This is a genomic window from Martelella radicis, assembly GCF_014196625.1.
Taxonomy (GTDB): domain Bacteria; phylum Pseudomonadota; class Alphaproteobacteria; order Rhizobiales; family Rhizobiaceae; genus Martelella; species Martelella radicis.
On record NZ_JACIDZ010000001.1, the window covers coordinates 365318 to 387706 of the forward strand.

The following is a 22389-nucleotide window of genomic DNA, read 5'->3' on the forward strand; positions in this document are numbered from 1 at the left end:
TACTGCAGTCCAGAATTGCAGGCATGCGAGACCGGTCGCCGTTGAGGACCGGCCGCAGGTGGTTCAAGCGTTTGTGTGCTGGAGGTGTCATGCGTAATGTGAGTTTGCGGCTGAAGGCGGCCCGTTCGGTCTTCCTGAGTTCATCCGCGCTTTTCCTCCTCTGGGGCACGCCGGGGCTAGCCGCCAACTTCCTGTGGACCGGCGCCGAATCGACCGACTGGTATACGGCCAACAATTGGCTCGAGAATGGCGCGGCCACGACCAATACGCCCAAGGCAGGTGACAACGTTACCATAGACACCACGACCAATGCGCCCATTCTGCCCACCGATGGCGGCACGGAATATATCAACACGATCATTATCGGAAGAACCGCGACTGGTCAGATGACATCGAATGCGACGATCAACGGCGAAAAGACCCGCCTTGGTTCGTTGGCCGGCAGCAACGGCACGCTGACGCTCGGTGCCGGCGGCGCGATTCAGATGGATAACTCGATCATGGTCGGTGATTTCGGTACTGGCCGGATTGCAATGGCGGACGGCGCCACCGGGCAGACCGCGTCGATCATTCTCGGCAATTCAGCAGGCAGTTCGGGTACAGTCACGCTTTCCGGCAGCGGAACCAGCCTGAGGACCTACGGCAGCGGCGACAACGGTCTTTCGGTGGCAAACAGCGGTACCGGCACACTGACGGTTTCCAATGGCGCCTATCTGGAATCGGATCAGGCGATCATTGGCCGCCATGCCGGTGGCGAGGGGAGTATTACGCTTTCGGGCGCCGGCACGGAGTGGAACGGCTACGGCGCGACGACGATCGGCAGCAGCGGCAAGGGTACTGTGCTGGTTCAAAGCGGTGCCCATGCAATCAGCGGCTCGCTTTCGATCGGCGAGAACACGTCCTCCACCGGCAATGAAGCAACCGTGACCGGCAGCGGTTCGCTGTGGAATGTCTATAATGACATTTCACTCGGCGGCAATGTGAACACCGGCGGTACCGGCGGCGAAGGCACGCTGTCCATCCTCGACGGCGCGACCATGACTGCCAGCAATGCCTATATCGGCAATGTTTCGAGCGGCGAGGGTACGGTTTATGTCGACGGCGCCGGCGCGCAATTGCAGCTTTCCGCCTCGCTCAGGGTCGGGCGCAATGGCGATGGCCGTATGGCAGTATTAAATGGCGGTTCCGTCACAGCGGATTTCGCACTGGTCGGCGCGAATGAAGACAGTATAGGTCTTCTCCTTATTGCCGATGCCGGCAGCGAGGTTACCCTCACCAACAGAATGACTGTCGGCGCGACGGGAGGCGGCGCTCTGGCGCTGGAAAATGGCGGCACCCTGAATTCGAACGGCGGCATTATCGGTCGCGATGCCGGCAGCCTCGGCGTTGTTGGCGTCATTGAAGGCGCTACATGGAACAACACCTCGAACCTCGAGGTCGGTTCCGAAGGTGTGGGCCTTCTGGATATTTTCGACGGTGGCATCGTCACAAACCGCACGGCGGAAATCGGGACAACCGCCGCCGGCGAGGGTCTTGTCGGGGTAAGCGGCGCGGGATCGACCTGGACGGTCGATGGCGGCATTACCGTCGGTGTTGAAGGAGAGGGCGGCTTGCTCGTCGCAGATGGCGGCGTTGTTACCAGTACAGCGAGCACACTGGCATCCGCAGCGGGCTCAATTGGTTTCGCGGCGATCGACGGGGCCGGGTCGTCCTGGACGGTCGAGGGCGATCTGACCGTAGGCGAGAGTGGCGGCGGTCTGCTGGCGCTTTCAAACGGCGGGACGCTGACGGCTGACAACCTCGTGCTGGCTGCAAATGCCGGTTCGTTCGGCGAGCTTGTGATCGGCTCCGTTCCAGGCGTGGCCGCACAAGCGCCCGGCACACTTGATGTCAACGAAGTCTCCTTCGGTGACGGACAGGGATATCTGGTCTTCAACCACACCTCGACGGATTATGAATTCTCGCGCGAGATCAGCGGCACGGTCGATATCGAAGCCTATGGCGGCACGACCATCCTGACCGCCGACAACACCAATGAAGGCAATACCTATATCGACACCGGCGCCGAGATTCAGGTCGGCGATGGCGGCACGACCGGAACGCTCCAGGGCAATGCGGCAATCGAGACCGGCGGCAAGCTGAGCTTTGCCCGATCCGACGATATCGAGTTCGCCGGCCTTCTGCGCGGCACGGGCACTGTCTCCCAGAAAGGCTCGGGAACGCTCAGACTGACGGCCGACAACGACCAGTTCGCTGGCACGCTTGAAGCCGAAAGCGGCACCTTCCTGGTGGACGCTTCGCTACGCGGCACCAGCGCAGATATCAAGGCGGGGGCCTCTTTCGGCGGTTCGGGCGAGATCGGCTCGACCACGGTGCGCACCGGCGGCACATTCCTTTCCGGCGACGAGGACGGGTCGATCACCGTCAACGGCGATCTCGATTTCGAACCGGATGCCACCTATGCGGCCGTGATCCAGACCAACCAGGTTCCGGCCAAGGTTACCGGCACGGTTTCCTTTGACGAGACAGAGCTCGATATCGATTTCGTCGACGGCGGCGAACTGAAGCAGCAATACACGCTGCTGGAGGCGGGCGAGATCACCGGCACCTACGACGCGCCGCTTGCCTCGCTGCCATCGCAGTTTCGCGGCACCATCTCCGAGGAAGGCAACAGGCTTAACATGTCGCTCGCCTATGTCGGCGGCAATTTCAATTTCTCCGCGCTCGGCAAGGGTGTCAACGACCAGTTGGTCAAGGCCTTCAACGACGGCGTGCCGCTGACGGGAACCTTGTCCGCCGGCATGCTGCAATCGGGAAGCGCTTACGAGGCGGCAATGACGACGCTTGGCGGTGAACTGGGCATCAACGCGACGATGACGGCTACTCTCGGCATGCAGGACTTCCTGCGCCGGTCGTCCAATCCGAGCCGGTTGCTCGCCGGTTGGCGTCCGATCGAGGAAAAGGACGAGGACACGTTGCCCTCGGCCGGCGAAACATCGGCGCTCGCCTACTGGAACCTCGGCACGCCTTCGAACCGGCAGCCGCAATGGGATTGGGCATCAACCAGTCGCGGCGCGACCTATGGAGGCTCTTACGGAGGCACGGCAGGCGGCGCATACGGCAGTTCCTACGGTGCGCCCTACGCGCCATACCGCTCCCTGACGCCGGCCAATTCCATCTGGCTCGAATATAACGGCGAGACGGCGAGCGTCGACGGCGATTCAGGCGCCGGCAATTCGGGCGCTGACATCAAGGGCAATATCGTGGAGGGCGGCTACCTGGCCCAGCTCGACGACTCGACCGCGATCGGCTTCGTCTTCGGCGGCGGACAGACAAGTTACGACCAGACGGAACAGGACGGCTCGGCCGACAGCCAGTCGCTGCATGCCGCCGTCACGGCCGCCGGGCAAACCGCGCAGGGGCTTTACGGCCTGGCAACGGTCGGCCTCGGGATCGACAATATCGACACGGAGCGCACCGTTGCCTTCGGCACGGCGAGCGACCGGCTGCGCGGCAGCTATTCTGCCACCACCTTCGGCGGTCGTTTCGAGGCGGGCGGCCGGATCGTCAATGGCGGCATGGCCTTCATTCCCTTCGCCGCTGCAAGCGCCGTCTACACCAGCGCGCCGTCCTACCAGGAGGAGGTGGCATCGGGGGTCGGCAGTTCGGCTCTTGCCTATTCCGATTCCAGCCTCTTCCGCGGCACGGTCGAGGCAGGCGTCGGCTTTGATACCGCGGCAGGGGATTACGCGCGGCGCTTCTCGTTCAATTCGCGTGTCTCCTATCTTTACCGCTATGGCGGCGGCGGCAATGCGAACGCGAGCTTCCTCGCTCTGCCCGGATACGGCTTCTCCATCTCCAGCAATGCGCCGACGGGAAGCGCGGTCACGGCCAATATCGGCACGCGCATCCAGCTCACCCCGCAGGCCGATCTTTCGATCGGCGCCTACGGCGAATGGGGTGCTGAGTATTCGGCGCTGATCGCCTCGGCAAAGCTTCGCTACATCTGGTAGCCGGCCGTAACAAGGGGCGCGCGGGTTTCGACAACAGCTTGAAGCCCGCCGCCTTTCATGCCATCAAGGGCGCCTCTCAAAGGAGGAGCCTGATGTCTCTTTCGCACCGTGCCCAGCGCCCGCTTGATCACCTCGTTATGCCGGTTGTCGACCTGGCGACCTCAAGGCTCAGGCTGAGCGCGCTCGGCTTCAGCGTCGCGCCCGATGCCCGCCACCCCTTCGGCACGGAAAACGCCTGCGTTTATTTTGCCGACGGGACCTATCTCGAACCGCTCGGGATCGCAGATCTGCAGATCTACGGGAATCACATTCGCGACGGCCTCCAATTCGTGGCGCGCGACAAGGCCTTTCGTTTCCGCGTCGGCGAGGACGGGCTGTCAGCAATCGTGTTCAAGAGCGAGGACGCGGTCGCCGACCACGAGGCTTTTGCAACGGAGGGCATCGCCGCCGGCGATCTCTTCCGCTTTTCCCGGACATTCCAGCGCGAGGACGGCAGCGAGGCGGAAGCCGGTTTCCGGCTGGCCTTCGCGGCGGATCTTCGCGCGCCCGACCTTTTCTTCTTTACCTGCGAGCGGCTGTTGCCGCTGAGCCCGCCGGAAGCGCTGATGGCCCACCAGAACGGCGTGACCGGGATTGCCGAAGTGCTGATCGGCGAAGACTATCCGATGGAGTTCGAGCCGCTGCTGCAGCAGTTGAGCCATTGCCACGAGACGGATATCCATCCGCACGGCGTGACTGTGGAAGGGGCCGGCGCCGACCTTTCAATCTTCACCCATGACCATCTCCGCGCGCGTTTCGGTATCGATCCGCCGGCCACGGGACGCGGTCTTGTCGGTCGTGCGATTGCCTTTGAGGCTGCGGATATCGGCAATATCGCGGACATTCTCGCGAAAAACGCGATCCAACACGAAACAGCGGACGGGATGATTTGCATTCCGCCTGCGCCCGGACAGGGCGTGACATTCATATTCAAGGAAGCATGACATGAGCAATCGGACCGTTTCGGCCGGCGCGGGCGCTGCGAAGGTCGCCTTTTCCAACAGCGGCAGGCTGTCGCTGATCGCCGGGCCCTGCCAGATGGAAAGCCGCGACCACGCCTTCATGATGGCCGGTCGGCTTGTCGAGATCTGCAGCGATGCCGGGATCGGCCTCGTCTACAAATCCTCCTTCGACAAGGCCAACCGGACCTCGCTCAACGCCGCTCGCGGCATGGGACTGGAAAAGTCGCTGGAGATCTTTGCCGACCTGAAGAAGGAATACGGATTTCCGGTGCTGACCGACATTCACACCGAAGCGCAGTGCGCCGAAGTGGCGCCGGTCGTCGATGTGCTGCAGATTCCCGCATTTCTCTGCCGCCAGACCGATCTCCTGATCGCGGCCGCGAAGACTGGTCGGGTCATCAATGTGAAGAAGGGTCAATTCCTGGCACCCTGGGACATGAAGAACGTGCTCGCCAAGATCGTCGACAGCGGTAATGGCAACGTGCTCCTGTGCGAGCGCGGCGTCTCCTTCGGCTACAACACGCTGGTCTCCGACATGCGCTCCCTGCCGATCATGGCCGAAACCGGCGCTCCGGTGATCTTCGATGCCACCCATTCGGTTCAGCAGCCTGGCGGGCAGGGCGGTTCGACCGGCGGTCAGCGCGAATTCGTCGAGACGCTCGCGCGCGCTGCGGTTGCCGTGGGCGTCGCCGGGGTGTTCATCGAGACCCATCAGGATCCGGACAACGCGCCGTCAGATGGGCCGAATATGGTTCCGCTCGACCAAATGCCGCGGCTTCTCGAAAAACTTCTGGCTTTTGACGCGATCGCGAAGGATAGATAATCTTGGCTTCAAGGGACCGGTCCGCGTTTTTCCTGGGGTCGGCCCTGAAAATCTTTCATTCGTCATAGTTCTGGCGAATGAACTGCTTTATGCAGTTTTGCTGCAACGCGCGGGTGACCCAAGACACCGGGCGTATTATGGAAAAACTCTGCGCTTTGGTGCGCGCATCACAATTTCGAACAGCAAGGTCGACAGGTAGACAGACATGACGACAATCACCGACATTCTCGCCCGTGAAATTCTCGACAGCCGTGGCAATCCCACGGTCGAGGTCGATGTGTATCTGGAAGACGGCACCATCGGCCGCGCCGCCGTGCCCTCGGGCGCCTCGACCGGCGCGCACGAGGCGGTAGAACTGCGCGATGGCGGCGAGCGCTATCTCGGCAAGGGCGTCGAGAAGGCCGTCAACGCCGTCAACACGGAAATCCTCGAAGCCATCGTCGGTCTCGATGTCGAGAACCAGCTGGAAATCGACCAGACGATGATCGAACTCGACGGCACGTCGAACAAGGGCCGCCTCGGCGCCAACGCCATCCTCGGCGTTTCGCTTGCCTCCGCCAAGGCCGCCGCGACTGCCTGCGGCCTGCCGCTCTATCGCTATGTCGGCGGTTCCTTCGCCCATCTCCTGCCGGTTCCGATGATGAACATCATCAATGGCGGCGAGCATGCCGACAACCCGATTGACTTCCAGGAATTCATGATCATGCCCGTCGGCGCCGACACGCTGCGCGACGCGGTCCGCATGGGTTCGGAAATCTTCCACACGCTGAAGAAAGAGCTTTCGGCCGGCGGCTTCAACACCGCGATCGGCGATGAGGGCGGTTTCGCGCCGGCGCTTCCCAGCACCATCTCCGCGCTTGATTTCATCATGAAGTCGATCGAAAAGGCCGGCTACAAGCCGGGCGATGATGTCTATCTTGCCATGGATGCCGCCTCGACCGAATTCTACAAGGACGGCAAGTACGAGATGGAAGGCGAGGGCAAGACCTTCTCCTCCGGCGAAATGGCCGCCTATCTCGCAGACCTGATCGGCAAGTACCCGATCTTCTCGATCGAGGACGGCCTGGCCGAAGACGACTGGGACGGCTGGAAGGAACTGACATCGATGATCGGCGGCAAGTGCCAGCTGGTCGGCGACGATCTGTTCGTCACCAACACCAAGCGCCTGAAGGACGGCATCAAGATGGGCGTCGGCAACTCGCTGCTCGTCAAGGTCAACCAGATCGGCTCGCTGACGGAAACGCTCGATGCCGTCGAGACAGCTCACAAGGCCGGCTACACCTCGGTCATGTCGCACCGTTCGGGCGAAACCGAAGACGCCACGATCGCCGACCTCGCCGTTGCCACCAATTGCGGTCAGATCAAGACCGGTTCGCTGTCGCGATCGGATCGTCTTGCCAAATACAACCAGCTCATCCGTATCGAGGAAGAGCTTGGCGCTCAGGCTGTCTACGCCGGAAAGTCGATCCTCAAGGCGTAATTGCCCGAAGGCAACAGTCAATTGTCATGACTTGTGATGCCCGCGGCCCCGTGCCGCGGGCATTTTTCGTGCTTTTCGCCTTCGGATTTGTGCGCATTGCACGATTGGCCCTGAGCCGGGACCGCGAAACCGTCAATCTTATGCGGCCGCATTCACCCGGCTCAAAACTGGTGTCACGGTCGAGACCGAGCAGAGCTTGTTGACCTTTCCGTGAGGGCGCCCGCGTTTCCAAACCATTTGCGGAAACTGTCGGGCGCTTTATTCTTGGTTAAGGTTAGGGCGCTAGATTCCGGGTCACAGTATTGCGTAATTTCCGGACAGCCTCATGTGGACCCGCCATCACAAACCACGGTTTTACGGCCGCCTCGTCGTTCCCGCGATCACGGCCTGTTTCATGAGCTATTTCGTCTATCATTCCATCCACGGCGATTACGGCCTGATTGCCGCCGAACGCTTCGAGACTCACAAGGAGCTGAACGAGCGCAAGCTTGAGAAGCTTGTGAGCGAGCGGCAGGCGATGGAGGAGCGCGTTCGGATGCTTTCCGACGGCTCTTTGATGAAGGATGCGCTTGACGAGCAGGCGCGCTACGCGCTCAATCTGCTGAGGCCGGACGAAATCGTGATTTTCGACCGAAATCTGCAATAAACTGAATTCCTATTAATTTGATAAAATTTGTTATATTTCAGTATATTAGTTATTGAATTTTCTCGGTAAATCTAGCATTGCCGTGCCGCACAAAACTGACTATTGTGGCGCCAACTCCACGTCTTTCCTTCCATAGGAGGTCTTGATGGCGTCGCAAGCGTCTGCTTCACGGAAATCCCCCAAAAAAGAAGATAACAACCGGATCGTCGAATTCGATCGCGATCAGGAAATGCATGCGCTCCGCGAGATGCTCATGATTCGCCGCTTCGAGGAAAAGGCCGGCCAGCTTTATGGCATGGGCTTCATCGGCGGTTTCTGTCACCTTTACATCGGTCAGGAAGCTGTCGTCGTCGGCATGCAGATGGCGCTGAAGGATGGTGATCAGATCATCACAAGCTATCGCGATCACGGTCATATGCTCGCCACCGGCATGGAAGCTCGTGGTGTCATGGCCGAGCTCACCGGTCGCCAGTCCGGCTATTCCAAGGGCAAGGGCGGCTCGATGCACATGTTCTCCAAGGAGAAGGCGTTCTACGGCGGTCACGGTATCGTCGGCGCGCAGGTGCCGCTCGGCGCCGGCCTCGCCTTTGCCAACAAGTATCGCGAGGATGGCAAGGTTTCGGTCGTCTATTATGGCGACGGTGCTGCCAACCAAGGCCAGGTTTACGAGACTTACAACATGGCTCAGTTATGGAAGCTGCCGGTCGTCTTCGTCGTTGAAAACAACCGTTATGCTATGGGCACATCTGTTGCCCGCTCCTCGGCAGAGACCGATTTCTCCAAACGCGGCAGTTCCTTCGGCATTCCCGGCGTTCAGGTCGATGGCATGGATGTTCGTGCGGTGAAGGCTGCGGCGGAAGATGCCGAAGCGCATGCGCGCTCGGGCAAGGGGCCGATCATTCTGGAAATGCAGACCTACCGCTATCGTGGCCACTCCATGTCTGACCCTGCCAAATACCGCAGCAAGGATGAAGTGCAGAAGATGCGTTCCGAACATGACCCGATCGAGCAGGTCCGCAAGCGGATTCTGGACAAGAAATGGGCCAGCGAAGATGAACTGAAGGCCATCGACAAGGATGTGCGTTCGATCATCTCCGATGCCGCCGATTTCGCCCAGACCGATCCGGAGCCGGATGTTTCCGAGCTCTACACCGACATCCTGCGTTAAGACGGGGAGGGATATAAATGCCTACCAATATTCTCATGCCGGCGCTCTCCCCGACGATGGAAGAGGGCAACCTCACCAAATGGCTCAAGAAGGAAGGCGACAGCGTCGCCGCCGGTGACATCCTCGCCGAAATCGAGACCGACAAGGCGACGATGGAAGTCGAGGCCGTCGATGAAGGCACGATTGGCAAGATCCTGATCTCCGAAGGTACCGAGGGCGTCAAGGTCAACACGCCGATCGCCGTTCTCCTCGAGGAAGGCGAAAGCGCCGACGATATCGACGAGGCCGCGACCAAGGCGCCTGAGGAAACGAAGGCTCCGGAAGTCGCCCAGGAGGAAAAGCCGCAGGCTTCTCCCGACGCCGTTCCCGCCGAGCCGAAGGCCGCCGAAGCCGCTTCCGATCCGGATATTCCGGAAGGCACGGAAATGGTGATGACGACGGTGCGCGAAGCGCTGCGTGACGCCATGGCGGAAGAAATGCGCGCCGACGGCGATGTCTTCGTCATGGGCGAGGAAGTCGCCGAATATCAGGGCGCCTACAAGATCACGCAGGGCTTGCTGCAGGAATTCGGCGCCAAGCGTGTCGTCGACACACCGATCACCGAGCACGGTTTTGCCGGCGTCGGCATCGGCGCGGCGCTTGCCGGGCTGAAGCCGATCGTCGAGTTCATGACCTTCAACTTCGCCATGCAGGCGATGGACCAGATCATCAACTCCGCCGCCAAGACCCACTACATGTCCGGCGGCCAGATGGAGAGTTCGATCGTGTTCCGCGGTCCGAACGGGGCAGCGGCGCGTGTTGCAGCGCAGCATTCGCAGTGCTATGCCGCCTGGTACAGCCATATTCCGGGCCTCAAGGTTGTCATGCCCTATACGGCCGCTGACGCGAAGGGCCTGTTGAAGGCCGCGATCCGCGATCCGAACCCGGTGATCTTCCTTGAGAACGAGATTCTCTACGGTCACAAGTTCGAAGTGCCGAAGATGGATGACTTCGTCCTGCCGATCGGCAAGGCGCGGATCCACAAGACGGGCAAGGACGCGACGCTCGTCTCCTTCGGTATCGGCATGACCTATGCCATCGAAGCGGCTGAAAAGCTTGCCGAAGAGGGCATCGATGTCGAGGTGATCGATCTCAGGACCATTCGCCCGATGGATCTGCCGACGGTTGTCGAATCGGTGAAGAAGACCGGCCGCCTGGTCACCGTCGAGGAAGGCTTCCCGCAGTCCTCGGTCGGAACAGAGATCGCAACCCGCGTCATGCAGCAGGCCTTCGACTATCTCGATGCGCCGATCATGACGATCGCGGGCAAGGACGTTCCGATGCCTTACGCCGCGAACCTCGAAAAGCTCGCCCTGCCGAACGTCGGTGAAGTCATCGATGCGGTCAAGGCCGTCTGCTACAAGTAAGGGAGACGTTCGATGCCGATCAAGATTACGATGCCGGCGCTTTCCCCGACCATGGAGGAGGGCAACCTCTCCAAATGGCTGGTGAAGGAAGGCGACAGCGTTTCGGCCGGTGATGTGATCGCCGAGATCGAAACCGACAAGGCAACGATGGAAGTCGAAGCCGTCGATGAGGGCACGGTCGCCAAGATCGTGGTCGCTGAAGGGACCCAGGGCGTTCAGGTCAATGCGCTGATCGCGATCCTTGCCGAGGATGGCGAGGATGCCGCTGAAGCCGCCAAGGCGGCAGATGGCGGCGGCGATGCCGCGCCGGCCGCCAAGGAAGAGCCCAAGCAGGAAGCCAAGGCCGAGGCGCCGAAGGAAGAGAAGACCGAGGATGCCGTCGCCAAGGGCGGAATCCCGTCGTCCGACACCCCGGTTCCCGAACCCAAGGCCCCGGCAGCGCCGAAGGCTGACGGCGAACGCATCTTTGCCTCGCCGCTCGCCCGTCGTCTGGCCAAGGATGAGGGGCTTGATCTTGCAGCCCTTTCCGGCTCCGGCCCGCACGGCCGCATCGTCAAGCGCGATATCGAAAAGGCCGTCAGCGAGGGCGTCGGCAAGGCCGCGCCGAAGGAAGAGGCCGCGCCTGCAGGAGAGAAGCCTGCCGCCGCGCCGATCCCGCAGGCTCAGTCGGAAGACGCCATTCTCAAGCTGTTCGAGGAAGGCTCCTACGAGCTCGTGCCGCATGACGGCATGCGCAAGACCATTGCCAAGCGCCTGCAGGAAAGCAAGCAGACCATCCCGCATTTCTATGTGACGGTGGATTGCGAACTCGACGCGCTTCTGGCGCTCAGGAGCCAGCTCAACAAGGCCGCACCCGTCAAGGACGAGAAGCCGGTCTACAAGCTCTCGGTCAATGACATGGTAATCAAGGCCATGGCGCTTTCGCTGAGGGATGTACCGGAAGCCAACATCTCCTGGACGGAGAACAACATGGTCGTGCACAAGCATGTTGATGTCGGCGTTGCCGTTTCCATACCGGGCGGGCTGATCACGCCGATCATCCGCAAGGCGGAGGAAAAGCCGCTTTCCGTCATCTCCAACGAGATGAAGGACATGGGCAAGCGCGCCAAGGAGAAGAAGCTGAAGCCCGCCGAATATCAGGGCGGCACCACAGCGGTCTCCAACATGGGTATGATGGGCGTCAAGGACTTCGCCGCCGTCGTCAATCCGCCGCACGCGTCGATCCTCGCGGTCGGCGCCGGCGAGAAGCGCGCCGTGGTCAAGAACGACGAGATCACCATCGCCACCGTCATGTCGGTTACGCTGTCGACCGACCATCGCTGCGTCGACGGCGCTCTGGCGGCCCGGGTTCTGGCGTCGTTCAAGGGCTATATCGAAAACCCGATGTCGATGCTGGTTTGATCCGGTCTCATGCAGGGATGATGCGCAATGAAAACGGTTCTTTGCTACGGTGATTCCCTGACCTTCGGTCATGATCCGGCCGGAAACGGCCGGCATGCCCATGAGGACCGCTGGCCGATGGTTCTGCAGAAAGCTTTGGGGGAGGGCGTTCATGTCCTCTCCGAGGCCCTTGGCGGCCGCACCACGGCCTATGACGATCATACGGCGGCGGCCGACCGCAACGGCGCGCGCATTCTTCCGACGCTGCTTGCCAGTCACACGCCGCTCGATCTCGTCATTCTCATGCTCGGCACCAATGACCTGAAGCCCTGGACCGGCGGCGGCGCATTTTCCACCCGCAACGGGCTGAAGCGGCTGATCGAGATCATCCGTTCGCATCCCTATGCGTTTGGAGACGATGCGCCGGACATTCTGGTGGTTTCGCCGCCGCATGCGGTGCCCACGGCCAATGATACCGGCATGGGTTTCCTGAAAGGCGTTGTGGAGCAGTCGCAGATGCTTTCGACCTATTACAGCGAAATTGCCGATGAACTTGGATGCGGCTTCTACGATGCGGCCTCTGTTGCCAAGGCCAGCCCGATTGACGGCGTTCATCTGGACGCGGAAAACACGCGCGCGATCGGCCGTGGTCTGGAACCCATGGCGCGAATGATGCTCGGTTTGTGATCTGAAACGTATTTGACAGAAATCAAGGAGCGCGGCCCGGTAAAGATTAGCGTTGGGTAATAGTCTTCAATCATAGGAGGAAAGACCCAATGTCGAACACACCGCACGAACTGGCCGAAGAATTCCCGGATTTCGTCGACAAGATGCATGTCTTGAAGGTTGAGGACGGGCGTTTTGCCAAGCTCTTCGACGAGTATCACGAGGTAAACCGCGCGGTTCATCGCGCGGAAACGAAGATCGAGCCGACTGACGATGCGCATATGGAAGACATGCGCAAGCGGCGGATGGTTCTGAAAGATGAAATCTACGGGATGCTGGCCGGATAGATAAGACGCGGCATCCCTTAAAGTTGGGCCGGGCAGGCTATTGCCGCCCGGTTCCTTTGCAAAGGAGATGAGCCCCGTGTCCCAGAACTATGATGTCATCGTCATCGGCGCCGGTCCTGGCGGCTATATCGCTGCAATCCGCGCCGCCCAGCTCGGCTTGAAGACAGCCGTCGTCGAACGCGAACACATGGCCGGTATCTGCTCCAACTGGGGTTGCATCCCCACCAAGGCGCTGCTGCGCTCCGCCGAGATTCTCGATTTCACCGCGCATGCCAAGGAATACGGCCTTTCCGTCGATGGTTCGGTCAAGGCGGACCTCGAAGCCATCGTCAAGCGCTCGCGCGGCATTGCCGAGCGGATGAATGCCGGCGTCGGCTTCCTGATGAAGAAGAACAAGGTCGACATCATCTGGGGCGAGGCGACGCTGTCGAAGCCCGGTGAGGTTACGGTTTCGGAGGTCAAGAAGAAGATCGTCGAGCCGCAGGCGCCGAAGCCGAAGAATGCGCTTGGCGCCGGCACTTATTCGGCCAAGCACATCATCGTTGCTACCGGTGCGCGTCCGCGCGCGCTTCCGGGCATCGAGCCCGACGGCAAGCTGATCTGGACCTACTTCGACGCGCTGAAGCCGGCGAAGCTGCCGAAGTCGCTGCTGGTCATGGGCTCGGGCGCGATCGGCATCGAATTCGCCTCCTTCTACCGTTCGCTCGGCGTCGAGGTGACGGTTGTCGAGGTGATGAAGCAGGTCATGCCGGTGGAAGACGCGGAGATCGCAAAATTCGCCCAGAAGCGTCTGGAAAAGCGCGGCATCAAGATCATGCTGGAAGCCAAGGTTTCCAAGGTCGAGAAGGGCAGCGACAACGTCACCGCCCATGTGGAGACCAAGGACGGCAAGGTCGAGAAAATCACGGCTGACCGGATGATCTCGGCTGTCGGCGTTCAGGGCAATATCGAAAATATCGGTCTTGAAAAGCTCGGCATCAAGACCGATCGCGGCTGCATTGTCATCGACGACTACTGCAAGACCAATGTCGAGGGCATCTACGCCATCGGCGACGTCGCCGGTCCGCCGATGCTGGCGCACAAGGCCGAGCATGAGGCCGTCATCTGCGTCGAAAAGCTGGCGGGCGAGAAGAATGTTCATCCGCTCGACAAGCGCAAGGTCCCCGGATGCACCTATTGCAATCCGCAGGTTGCCTCCGTCGGGCTGACGGAAGCCAAGGCCAAGGAAGCTGGCTATGACGTCCGCGTCGGCCGCTACAGCTTCGTCGCCAACGGCAAGGCGGTTGCGCTCGGCGAGGACCAGGGCATGGTCAAGACGGTGTTCGACAAGAAGACCGGCGAGCTTCTCGGCGCCCATATGGTCGGCGCGGAAGTGACCGAACTGATCGAAGGCTTTGTCGTCGCGATGAACCTCGAGACCACCGAGGAAGAACTGATGCACACGATCTTCCCGCATCCGACGCTGTCGGAAATGATGAAGGAAAGCGTTCTGGACGCTTATGGGCGTGCACTGAACGCGTGATTCCTCTATGCTTCCGAGGCGGGCCAGAAGGAGGCCTGCCTCAACACTGAAGAGAGAAGGGAGCGCATCACATGGAAGAACAGGGTGTAGGCTGGATAGCCGCCATCGTCATCGGCGGCATCGCAGGCTGGCTCGCCGAAAAGTTCATGAAGTCCGACATGGGCGTCATCATGAACATTATCCTCGGCATTGTCGGGGCCATTGTCGCGAACGCCATTCTTGGCCTGTTCGGCATTGCCCTCGGCGGCTGGCTCGGCTACCTCATCGCCGGCTTCATCGGCGCGGTGATCCTGATCTGGGTCGGGCGTCTGATAAAGCGCTGACAAGAGATTGCAGAAAAGCCGTCCGGGCCTTCGGGCTCGGCGGCACGCAAGGATGAAAGATGGTTACGCTTCTTGATACGACAGGCAATGCTCCCAAGCGGGTGCGCCATCCGGAAAAGGCCCACAAACCCGATACGGAGGTGATGCGCAAGCCGGACTGGATCCGGGTGAAGGCGCCGACCTCGAAGGGCTATCAGGAAACCCGCGGCATCGTGAAGGAGAACAAGCTCGTCACGGTCTGCGAGGAAGCGGGCTGTCCCAATGTCGGGGAATGCTGGGACAAGAAGCATGCCTCCTTCATGATCATGGGCGAAATTTGCACCCGCGCCTGCGCCTTCTGCAACGTCTCCACCGGACGCCCCGGCGCGCTCGATCCGGACGAGCCGGAAAACATCGGCAAGGCTGTCAGCCAGATGGGCCTTCAGCATGTCGTGATTACCTCGGTCGACCGCGATGACCTTGCGGACGGCGGCGCGGAGCACTTCGAGAAGGTGATCCTCGCCATCCGCGCGGCCTCTCCATCGACTACGATCGAGGTCCTGACGCCGGATTTCCTGCGCAAGCCCGGCGCGCTGGAGCGCGTTGTTGCTGCCCGTCCAGACGTGTTCAACCACAATCTGGAAACCGTGCCCTCGAACTACCTCACCGTTCGTCCCGGCGCGCGTTATTTCCACTCCATCCGCCTTCTTCAGCGGGTGAAGGAGCTCGATCCGAATATGTTCACCAAGTCCGGTATCATGGTCGGCCTCGGCGAAGAGCGGAACGAAATCCTGCAGTTGATGGATGATCTGAGGACGGCGGATGTCGACTTCCTCACCATCGGACAATATCTGCAGCCGACCCGCAAGCACCATCGCGTGGTCAGTTTCGTGACGCCGGAAGAGTTCAAGTCCTATGAGACGGTCGCCTATACCAAGGGTTTCCTGATGGTTTCAGCAAGCCCGTTGACGCGCTCGTCCCACCACGCCGGCGATGACTTCGCGCGGTTGCGTGAAAACCGCGCGAAAAAGCTGGCCCAGATGGCGGCGGAATAGGACGGACAGGCTGCAATCTTTGATTGCGGTCTTGCCTTAACCCTAACATGATCAAAGACTTGCCTGAGTTGCAGGCGAGTTGTATACCCCTTGTCCTGGGGTTGGGGGAGTTCATGAGACAGGTCGCCGTTAGGGAAGCCGCCGTGCTGTTGCACACCGCGCGGCGCATTATGGTGATCGGCTGCTCGGGCAGCGGAAAGTCAACGCTTTCGCGACGGCTCTGTGCCCGTTTCGACCTGCCCTACGTCTCCATGGATCGCGACATCTTCTGGTTGCCCGGCTGGGTCATGCGGGAGCGATCCGATATCATCGCCAAGGTTGAAAAGTTTGCCGCGGGCAGCGACTGGGTGTTCGACGGCAACAACACGGAGACGATGCCGGCCCGCCTTCTGCGCGCCGATCTGGTTCTGTGGCTGGCGCCGCCGCGCCGCGTCAGCCTTTGGGGAGCGATGAAGCGCATCGCCGGCTCCTATGGCGAGGTTCGCGCCGACATGGCGCCTGGATGTCCCGAGCGGATTGACTTCGCTTTCCTCCGCTATATCTGGAATTTCAATCAGGTGACCGCGCCGCGACTGCTGCAGATGATAGAATTGAAAGGCGGACGCGTGCCGGTCTGCATGTTGAAATCGCACCGTGAGATGAATGAATTGCTTGCGCTTTCGGGCGGGGGCCATTAGCTGAAAAACCATGCCCGAGTTTAAGACAACACGACACGTCAACCATTCCGCCGACCGGATGTTCGACCTCGTTGCCGATGTCGAGCGCTACCCTGAATTCCTGCCGCTTTGCGAAGCCCTTTCTGTGCGCTCGTCGCGCGAGAAGGACGGCAAGACCCTGCTGATCGCCGATATGACGGTCGGCTACAAGGGAATCCGCGAGAGCTTCACCACCCAGGTGTTGCTGAACGGCGATGAACGCCGGATCGACGTCAGCTATGTCGATGGTCCGTTCCGTTTTCTCGACAATTGCTGGCATTTCGAGCCGGAAGGCGAGGACGCCTGCGCCGTGCAGTTCTACATCAACTACGAGTTCAAGAACCGTATCCTCGGCGCGATGATGGGGTCGATGTTCGACCGGGCCTTCCGCAAGTTCTCCGAGGCCTTCGAAGCGCGAGCCGACAAGATCTACGACTGAATGAGGCCTTCCAGCATGCCAAGCGCGGTCTGTACCGTGGCCATGCGAATGCCATCGCGGCCGATATCGCCGTACCGGCTTTCGATGTGATGCAGACGGCCGTGGCGATCACGGGCGGCAAGATGAACGAGACCGACGGGTTTCTCGGGCGATCCGCCCGAAGGGCCGGCAATTCCGGTCACGGCAATGGCGAGATCGGCGCCGGAGCGCCACAGCGCGCCGGCCGACATCTGCAATGCGGTCTCGCGCGAGACGGCGCCGAACGTGGCCAGCGTATCGGCACTGACGCCGAGCATGTCAATCTTTGCCTGGTTCGAATAGGTGACGTAGCCGCGATCGACTACGGCAGAGGAACCGGCGATATCGGTGAGCGCGCCGACAATCAGGCCTCCGGTGCAGCTTTCCGCCGTGGCGATGGTCTTGCCGGCCTTTGTGCAATGCGCGACCAGAAGCCGCGCCCGTTCTTCGATATCCGCGTTGATCATCGCATGCTTCCGTAACTGACGCTTGCCGTCGCGATCGCGGCTATGCCTTCTCCGCGGCCGACGAAACCGATGGTTTCGTTGGTGGTGGCCTTGACCGAACAACGGGAAAGATCGATGCCGAGGCATGAGGCCATGGCTTTGCGCATCTCGTCGCGATGTGGGCCGACCTTGGGCGCTTCCGCGATCAGGCTGACATCGGCATTGAGGATCACACCGCCATGGCCGCGCACGATTTTCGCCGCGTGGGCCAGGAAGATGTTCGAGGCTGCGCCTTTCCATTGCGGATCGGACGGCGGAAAGTGATCGCCGATATCGCCTTCGCCGCAGGTGGCGAGAAGGGCGTCCGTCAGTGCATGGAAAGCCACGTCGGCGTCGGAATGGCCGGAAAGCGTCATGTCGTGGGGAATGCGAACGCCGCAGAGCGTCACGCCATCGCCGGGCACCAGTTTGTGCACGTCGTAGCCGTTGCCGGTGCGGATATCGGCAATCAGATTGAGCGAGAGCTTTTCGTCGGCCATGGCGATATCCCTGCGGAAGGTCAGTTTGACATTGTCGGAGAGCCCGTCCACCAGCCGTACGCCGAGACCTGCCCATTCGGCGATGCCGGCGTCATCGGTGAAGTCGATACGCCCTTCCTCGGCGGCTTTCCTGTGCGCCGCATAGATCGTGTCGAACGTGAAGGCCTGCGGGGTCTGGGCGGCAAAGAGCCCGGCGCGCGGCACTGTTCCCGCCACCATGTTGTTGGCATCCGCCTGTTTCAGCGTATCGGCGACGGCGATGGCGGGCAGAACGGCGTCGTCGCCGGACTTCAGCGCCGAGCAGATGCGATTGATTAGCGCTGTATCGAAGAAGGGGCGAACCGCGTCATGGATCAGCACATGGCTGGGGGAGGCATTTTCCAGAGCCTGAAGCCCGTTCAGAACCGACTGCTGACGGGTGTGGCCGCCATGGACGAAACGTATGTTCCCGGTCTCGCGCACATGCGACAGAGCGTCGCGGAACAGGCCCTGATCATCGGGATGAATGACTACGACGATGCCGGCGGTTGCCCCGCCCCAGTCGACGAATCCGGAAAGCGTGTGTGAAATCACGGGCATACCGCCAATCAGGCGATACTGCTTCGGCCCTTCTTCAGGGGTTCCGGCCCGTTCTCCACGGCCGGCGGCGACCACGACAATGCCGGGATTGAAGCTTTTGCCTGCTGTCATGATCAGATATGTACCTGCGTGTTGATTCCAGTTGGCGCGAACTTACCCCGATTGCTCCAATTTTCCAGCATATGCCTAAATTTTGTGAAATGCCGGCGAAATCGCTTGGCAAAGAGTACCGACTTGTCTAAAAATAGGGCAAAATGATGTGCTGCATGAAAGATAGCCATTTGCCTCACCCAAATCCATCGGATTCCTTTGCGATTGGCAATATCCGGATCCGCAATCGCGTCATTCTGGCGCCGATGTCCGGTGTCACCGATCTTCCGTTCAGAAAGCTCGCCTTCCGCTTCGGCGCCGGCCTTGTCGTAACCGAAATGATCGCAAGCCGCGAACTGACATTCAATACCGCCGAAAGCTGGGCGCGCCTGAAAGGGGCGGGTCTGACGCCGCATGTCGTTCAGCTTGCCGGGCGGGATCCGGCCTTCATGGCCGAGGCGGCTCGGATCGCCGAAGCCAATGGGGCGGATATCATCGACATCAATATGGGCTGCCCGGCCAAGAAGGTTGTTGGCGGCTATACCGGTTCGGCGCTGATGCGCGAGCCTGAGCGCGCGCTGGAGATCATCGAGGCGACGGTCAAGGCCGTCGGCGTGCCGGTGACGGTGAAGATGCGGCTTGGCTGGGACCGGGAAAGCATGAATGCCCGCCATCTCGCCGCACGCGCCGAAGAGGCTGGCGTTCAGGCCATAACGGTCCATGGTCGCACCCGCATGCAGTTCTACAAGGGCAGCGCGGATTGGGACGCGATAGAGGCCGTCGCCGAGGTCGTCAGCGTGCCCTTCATCGCAAACGGCGATATCGAAAGCCTGAGCGATGTCGAAAACCTTCTGGGGCGAAGTGGAATCTGCGCGGTCATGACCGGCCGGGCATGTCAGGGCCGGCCCTGGCATGCCGGCTTTCTTGCGGGAGCCGCCGACCTGCCGCAGGACATCAAGATCGAAACCGCGCTCGAACACTACCAGGACATGCTGTCGTTTTACGGAAAGGATGTCGGCGTGCGGCACGCGCGCAAGCATCTCGGCTGGTATCTCGAACGGCTTGCGCCCAACATTGACGGCGCTGAAAGAGCTCACATCATGACCGAGACGAATCCCGATCGCGTCATCGCGCGACTTGACGCCGCGCTTTCGCGCGCAGACGGGGAAAGGAAAGCCGCATGACACCCGACAATGGCGGCATGCGCAAGGCCGCCGAAATGGTTGCGCTTGAAGTGCTGAACGCGATCCAGAATCCCGTCGTTCTGATCGAGGAGAATGGCCGCATCTCCTATACCAACTGGGAAGCGGAAGTGTTCTTCGGCGCGAGCGCTGCGCATCTTGCGAAAAAGGCGCTCTCCGATCTCATTCCCTTCGACAGCCCGCTTCTGGCGCTGATTTCGCAGGTGCGCGAGCGTCGCGCGCCGGTCAACGAATACAGGGTCGATCTCTCCTCGCCGCGCCTCGGCCAGGATAAGCTGGTCGATATCTATGTCGCGCCGGTGGGTGAGGAGGGCTCTGTCGTTCTCGTCTTCCAGGTGCGGTCCATGGCCGACAAGATCGACCGGCAACTCGTTCACCGCGCGGCCGCCCGCTCGGTGACGGGGCTTGCATCCATGCTGGCGCATGAGATCAAGAACCCGCTTTCCGGCATTCGCGGCGCGGCACAGCTTCTGGAAACCAATGCCAGTGACGAGGACCGGGCGCTGACGCGGTTGATCTGCGACGAATCCGACCGGATCGTTTCGCTGGTTGACCGTATGGAGGTGTTTTCCGACGAGCGGCCGATCGACCGCGTGCCGCTTAACATCCACTCGGTGCTTGATCATGTGAAGGCTGTGGCCAAGGCGGGTTTTGCGCGCAATATCAAGATCACAGAGGAATATGATCCGTCCCTGCCGCTGATCTTCGCCAACCGCGACCAGATGGTCCAGGTCTTCCTGAACCTCGTCAAGAACGCCTCCGAAGCCGTTGCAGACCGTCCCGACGGCGAGATCATCCTGACATCGGCTTACCGGCCCGGCATTCGCATGTCGGTGGCGGGAACGCGGGAGAAGATTTCCCTTCCGCTGGAATTCTGCGTTCAGGACAACGGGCCGGGCGTTCCGCCCGACCTGATGCCGCATCTGTTTGATCCCTTCATCACCACCAAGCCGAACGGAACCGGGCTGGGCCTTGCGCTTGTCGCCAAGATCATCGGCGCGCATGGCGGGATCATCGAATGCGAGAACATGAGCGGTCGCACGACCTTCAGGATCCTGATGCCCGTCTCCAAGGATGTCCTGCCTGCTGACGGCGACCCGAAAATGGAAAAAGACCAATGACAGCCACGATACTTGTCGCAGACGATGACGCAGCCATCCGCACCGTGCTGAACCAGGCGCTGAGCCGCGCCGGTTATGACGTCCGTATCACCTCCAACGCCGCGACGCTCTGGCGCTGGGTTTCCTCGGGCGAGGGTGATCTCGTGCTGACCGATGTCGTCATGCCGGACGAGAACGCCTTCGATCTTCTGCCGCGCATCAAGAAGTCGCGTCCGGAGTTGCCGGTCATCGTGATGAGCGCGCAGAACACCTTCATGACGGCCGTGCGCGCTTCGGAAAAGGGCGCCTATGACTATCTGCCGAAGCCATTCGACCTGACGGAACTGATCGCCATTGTCGGTCGCGCGCTTTCCGAACCCAAGCGCAAGCCGGCGCCACTCGGCGACGACATGCAGGACGGCATGCCGCTTGTCGGCCGTTCGGCCGCCATGCAGGAAATCTACCGCGTTCTGGCGCGGCTGATGCAGACCGACCTGACACTGATGATTACCGGCGAATCCGGCACGGGCAAGGAACTGGTGGCGCGGGCGCTGCATGACTATGGCAAGCGCCGCAACGGCCCCTTCGTCGCCATCAACATGGCCGCGATCCCACGAGACCTGATCGAATCGGAACTCTTCGGCCACGAGAAGGGCGCCTTCACCGGCGCGCAGACCCGCTCCTCCGGCCGGTTCGAACAGGCCGAGGGCGGCACGCTGTTCCTCGACGAGATCGGGGACATGCCAATGGATGCGCAGACGCGCCTGCTGCGCGTGCTGCAGCAGGGGGAATACACCACCGTCGGCGGCCGCACGCCGATCCGAACCGATGTGCGCATCGTCGCTGCCACCAACAAGGACCTCAAGCAGTCGATCCATCAGGGTTTGTTCCGTGAGGACCTCTATTATCGCCTCAACGTGGTGCCGCTCAGGCTGCCGCCGCTGCGTGAACGCGCCGAGGATATCGGCGATCTCGTCCGTCATTTCATCAATGAGGGCGAGGTCGAGGGACTGGGTGGCAAGCGGTTCGAACAGGCCGCGATTGACGCGATGAAGGCCTATCCCTGGCCGGGCAATGTGCGCGAGCTTGAAAACCTCGTACGCCGGTTGATGGCACTTTATCCGCAGGAGGTCATCACCCGTGAGATCGTCGAGCAGGAGTTGCAGGCCGACCAGCCGGATGCGCCCGCCGAGGGAGCGCAGGTGAGGACAGGCATGCCGACGATCGCCCAGGCCGTCGAGGAAAACATGCGCAGCTATTTCGCAAGCTTCGGCGAAAGCCTGCCGCCGCCCGGGCTCTACGAGCGTGTGCTGAACGAGGTCGAGTATCCGCTGATCCTTGCCGCGCTGACGGCCACGCGCGGCAACCAGATCCGCGCGGCCGATCTTCTCGGCCTCAACCGCAACACATTGCGTAAGAAGATCCGTGAACTCGGGGTTTCGGTCTACCGGAGTTCGCGCAGTTCATCGTGA

General features: G+C 61.1%; 20 protein-coding genes. 18 read left to right on the top strand and 2 right to left on the bottom strand.

The annotated features are described in order from the left end of the window. Positions 1 to 89: 89 nt before the first annotated feature. The 15 genes from GGR30_RS01710 (at position 90) to GGR30_RS01780 (ending at position 16943) form a co-directional block, all read left to right on the top strand. A complete protein-coding gene (locus GGR30_RS01710) occupies positions 90 to 4013 on the top strand; it encodes an autotransporter domain-containing protein (protein ID WP_183481698.1) in 3924 nt (1307 codons plus the stop codon). A gap of 92 nt (positions 4014 to 4105) precedes the next feature. Further along, positions 4106 to 4996, top strand: a complete 891-nt coding sequence (locus GGR30_RS01715) for a VOC family protein (protein WP_183481701.1) — start codon at positions 4106 to 4108, stop codon at positions 4994 to 4996. 1 nt (position 4997) lies between these two features. After that, a complete protein-coding gene (gene kdsA, locus GGR30_RS01720; protein WP_183481704.1) occupies positions 4998 to 5837 on the top strand; it encodes a 3-deoxy-8-phosphooctulonate synthase in 840 nt (279 codons plus the stop codon). A 205-nt stretch (positions 5838 to 6042) separates the two neighbouring features. Next, positions 6043 to 7317 (top strand): phosphopyruvate hydratase, encoded by a 1275-nt coding sequence (eno, locus tag GGR30_RS01725; RefSeq protein ID WP_183481707.1) that lies wholly within the window; start codon positions 6043 to 6045, stop codon positions 7315 to 7317. A gap of 325 nt (positions 7318 to 7642) precedes the next feature. Next, complete coding sequence (locus GGR30_RS01730) at positions 7643 to 7963, top strand: FtsB family cell division protein (protein ID WP_183481709.1); 321 nt, start codon at positions 7643 to 7645, stop codon at positions 7961 to 7963. 145 nt (positions 7964 to 8108) lie between these two features. Beyond that, positions 8109 to 9131, top strand: coding sequence for a pyruvate dehydrogenase (acetyl-transferring) E1 component subunit alpha (gene pdhA, locus GGR30_RS01735; protein WP_183481712.1), 1023 nt, complete (start codon positions 8109 to 8111; stop codon positions 9129 to 9131). Positions 9132 to 9148: 17 nt separating this feature from the next. Further along, the gene (locus GGR30_RS01740; protein WP_183481715.1) at positions 9149 to 10537 is read left to right on the top strand and encodes a pyruvate dehydrogenase complex E1 component subunit beta; all 1389 of its coding nucleotides are present in this window, start codon (positions 9149 to 9151) and stop codon (positions 10535 to 10537) included. 51 nt (positions 10538 to 10588) lie between these two features. Then, positions 10589 to 11938, top strand: a complete 1350-nt coding sequence (locus GGR30_RS01745) for a pyruvate dehydrogenase complex dihydrolipoamide acetyltransferase (protein WP_425488333.1) — start codon at positions 10589 to 10591, stop codon at positions 11936 to 11938. A 27-nt stretch (positions 11939 to 11965) separates the two neighbouring features. Beyond that, positions 11966 to 12604, top strand: a complete 639-nt coding sequence (locus tag GGR30_RS01750; protein WP_183481721.1) for an SGNH/GDSL hydrolase family protein — start codon at positions 11966 to 11968, stop codon at positions 12602 to 12604. Positions 12605 to 12693: 89 nt separating this feature from the next. Then, positions 12694 to 12930, top strand: coding sequence for an HP1242/YdcH family protein (locus GGR30_RS01755; RefSeq protein WP_183481723.1), 237 nt, complete (start codon positions 12694 to 12696; stop codon positions 12928 to 12930). Positions 12931 to 13006: 76 nt separating this feature from the next. Beyond that, on the top strand, positions 13007 to 14452 hold the full coding sequence (gene lpdA, locus GGR30_RS01760) for a dihydrolipoyl dehydrogenase (RefSeq protein WP_183481726.1): 1446 nt from the start codon (positions 13007 to 13009) through the stop codon (positions 14450 to 14452). A 71-nt stretch (positions 14453 to 14523) separates the two neighbouring features. Then, on the top strand, positions 14524 to 14775 hold the full coding sequence (locus GGR30_RS01765) for a GlsB/YeaQ/YmgE family stress response membrane protein (RefSeq protein WP_183481730.1): 252 nt from the start codon (positions 14524 to 14526) through the stop codon (positions 14773 to 14775). A gap of 59 nt (positions 14776 to 14834) precedes the next feature. Beyond that, positions 14835 to 15809: a lipoyl synthase gene (gene lipA, locus GGR30_RS01770; protein ID WP_183481733.1), complete on the top strand. Its 975-nt coding sequence runs from the start codon at positions 14835 to 14837 to the stop codon at positions 15807 to 15809. A 113-nt stretch (positions 15810 to 15922) separates the two neighbouring features. Next, positions 15923 to 16486: a P-loop NTPase family protein gene (locus GGR30_RS01775; RefSeq protein ID WP_183481736.1), complete on the top strand. Its 564-nt coding sequence runs from the start codon at positions 15923 to 15925 to the stop codon at positions 16484 to 16486. A gap of 10 nt (positions 16487 to 16496) precedes the next feature. Continuing rightward, positions 16497 to 16943, top strand: a complete 447-nt coding sequence (locus tag GGR30_RS01780) for a type II toxin-antitoxin system RatA family toxin (protein WP_183481739.1) — start codon at positions 16497 to 16499, stop codon at positions 16941 to 16943. Here the strand turns inward: GGR30_RS01780 and GGR30_RS01785 are convergent. After that, positions 16934 to 17428: a CinA family protein gene (locus GGR30_RS01785; protein ID WP_183481742.1), complete on the bottom strand. Its 495-nt coding sequence runs from the start codon at positions 17426 to 17428 to the stop codon at positions 16934 to 16936. The genes GGR30_RS01780 and GGR30_RS01785 overlap by 10 nt on opposite strands. After that, the gene (locus tag GGR30_RS01790) at positions 17425 to 18636 is read right to left on the bottom strand and encodes a bifunctional 2-C-methyl-D-erythritol 4-phosphate cytidylyltransferase/2-C-methyl-D-erythritol 2,4-cyclodiphosphate synthase (RefSeq protein ID WP_183481745.1); all 1212 of its coding nucleotides are present in this window, start codon (positions 18634 to 18636) and stop codon (positions 17425 to 17427) included. Before GGR30_RS01790 ends, GGR30_RS01785 begins: the two co-directional genes overlap by 4 nt. A 146-nt stretch (positions 18637 to 18782) precedes the next feature. Here GGR30_RS01790 and dusB point away from each other — a divergent pair, with 146 nt between their 5' ends. The 3 genes from dusB to ntrC are packed head-to-tail and all read left to right on the top strand — an operon-like array spanning position 18783 to position 22389. Next, the gene (gene dusB, locus GGR30_RS01795; RefSeq protein ID WP_183481748.1) at positions 18783 to 19799 is read left to right on the top strand and encodes a tRNA dihydrouridine synthase DusB; all 1017 of its coding nucleotides are present in this window, start codon (positions 18783 to 18785) and stop codon (positions 19797 to 19799) included. Further along, on the top strand, positions 19796 to 20938 hold the full coding sequence (locus GGR30_RS01800) for a two-component system sensor histidine kinase NtrB (RefSeq protein ID WP_183481751.1): 1143 nt from the start codon (positions 19796 to 19798) through the stop codon (positions 20936 to 20938). The genes dusB and GGR30_RS01800 overlap by 4 nt, the downstream gene beginning before the upstream one ends. Continuing rightward, complete coding sequence (gene ntrC / locus GGR30_RS01805) at positions 20935 to 22389, top strand: nitrogen regulation protein NR(I) (protein ID WP_183481754.1); 1455 nt, start codon at positions 20935 to 20937, stop codon at positions 22387 to 22389. Before GGR30_RS01800 ends, ntrC begins: the two co-directional genes overlap by 4 nt.

Bases quoted from the DNA above. Each gene is read 5' to 3' on its own strand.
- GGR30_RS01730 (WP_183481709.1), top strand. From the start codon at position 7,643: ATGTGGACCCGCCATCACAAACCACGGTTTTACGGCCGCCTCGTCGTT.
- dusB (WP_183481748.1), top strand. From the start codon at position 18,783: ATGTGCTGCATGAAAGATAGCCATTTGCCTCACCCAAATCCATCGGAT.
- GGR30_RS01750 (WP_183481721.1), top strand. From the start codon at position 11,966: ATGAAAACGGTTCTTTGCTACGGTGATTCCCTGACCTTCGGTCATGAT.
- GGR30_RS01785 (WP_183481742.1), bottom strand. From the start codon at position 17,428: ATGATCAACGCGGATATCGAAGAACGGGCGCGGCTTCTGGTCGCGCAT.
- GGR30_RS01790 (WP_183481745.1), bottom strand. From the start codon at position 18,636: ATGACAGCAGGCAAAAGCTTCAATCCCGGCATTGTCGTGGTCGCCGCC.
- GGR30_RS01715 (WP_183481701.1), top strand. From the start codon at position 4,106: ATGTCTCTTTCGCACCGTGCCCAGCGCCCGCTTGATCACCTCGTTATG.
- pdhA (WP_183481712.1), top strand. From the start codon at position 8,109: ATGGCGTCGCAAGCGTCTGCTTCACGGAAATCCCCCAAAAAAGAAGAT.
- GGR30_RS01765 (WP_183481730.1), top strand. From the start codon at position 14,524: ATGGAAGAACAGGGTGTAGGCTGGATAGCCGCCATCGTCATCGGCGGC.
- GGR30_RS01780 (WP_183481739.1), top strand. From the start codon at position 16,497: ATGCCCGAGTTTAAGACAACACGACACGTCAACCATTCCGCCGACCGG.
- kdsA (WP_183481704.1), top strand. From the start codon at position 4,998: ATGAGCAATCGGACCGTTTCGGCCGGCGCGGGCGCTGCGAAGGTCGCC.
- lipA (WP_183481733.1), top strand. From the start codon at position 14,835: ATGGTTACGCTTCTTGATACGACAGGCAATGCTCCCAAGCGGGTGCGC.
- GGR30_RS01745 (WP_425488333.1), top strand. From the start codon at position 10,589: ATGGAGGAGGGCAACCTCTCCAAATGGCTGGTGAAGGAAGGCGACAGC.
- GGR30_RS01710 (WP_183481698.1), top strand. From the start codon at position 90: ATGCGTAATGTGAGTTTGCGGCTGAAGGCGGCCCGTTCGGTCTTCCTG.
- GGR30_RS01775 (WP_183481736.1), top strand. From the start codon at position 15,923: ATGAGACAGGTCGCCGTTAGGGAAGCCGCCGTGCTGTTGCACACCGCG.
- eno (WP_183481707.1), top strand. From the start codon at position 6,043: ATGACGACAATCACCGACATTCTCGCCCGTGAAATTCTCGACAGCCGT.
- GGR30_RS01755 (WP_183481723.1), top strand. From the start codon at position 12,694: ATGTCGAACACACCGCACGAACTGGCCGAAGAATTCCCGGATTTCGTC.
- ntrC (WP_183481754.1), top strand. From the start codon at position 20,935: ATGACAGCCACGATACTTGTCGCAGACGATGACGCAGCCATCCGCACC.
- GGR30_RS01800 (WP_183481751.1), top strand. From the start codon at position 19,796: ATGACACCCGACAATGGCGGCATGCGCAAGGCCGCCGAAATGGTTGCG.
- GGR30_RS01740 (WP_183481715.1), top strand. From the start codon at position 9,149: ATGCCTACCAATATTCTCATGCCGGCGCTCTCCCCGACGATGGAAGAG.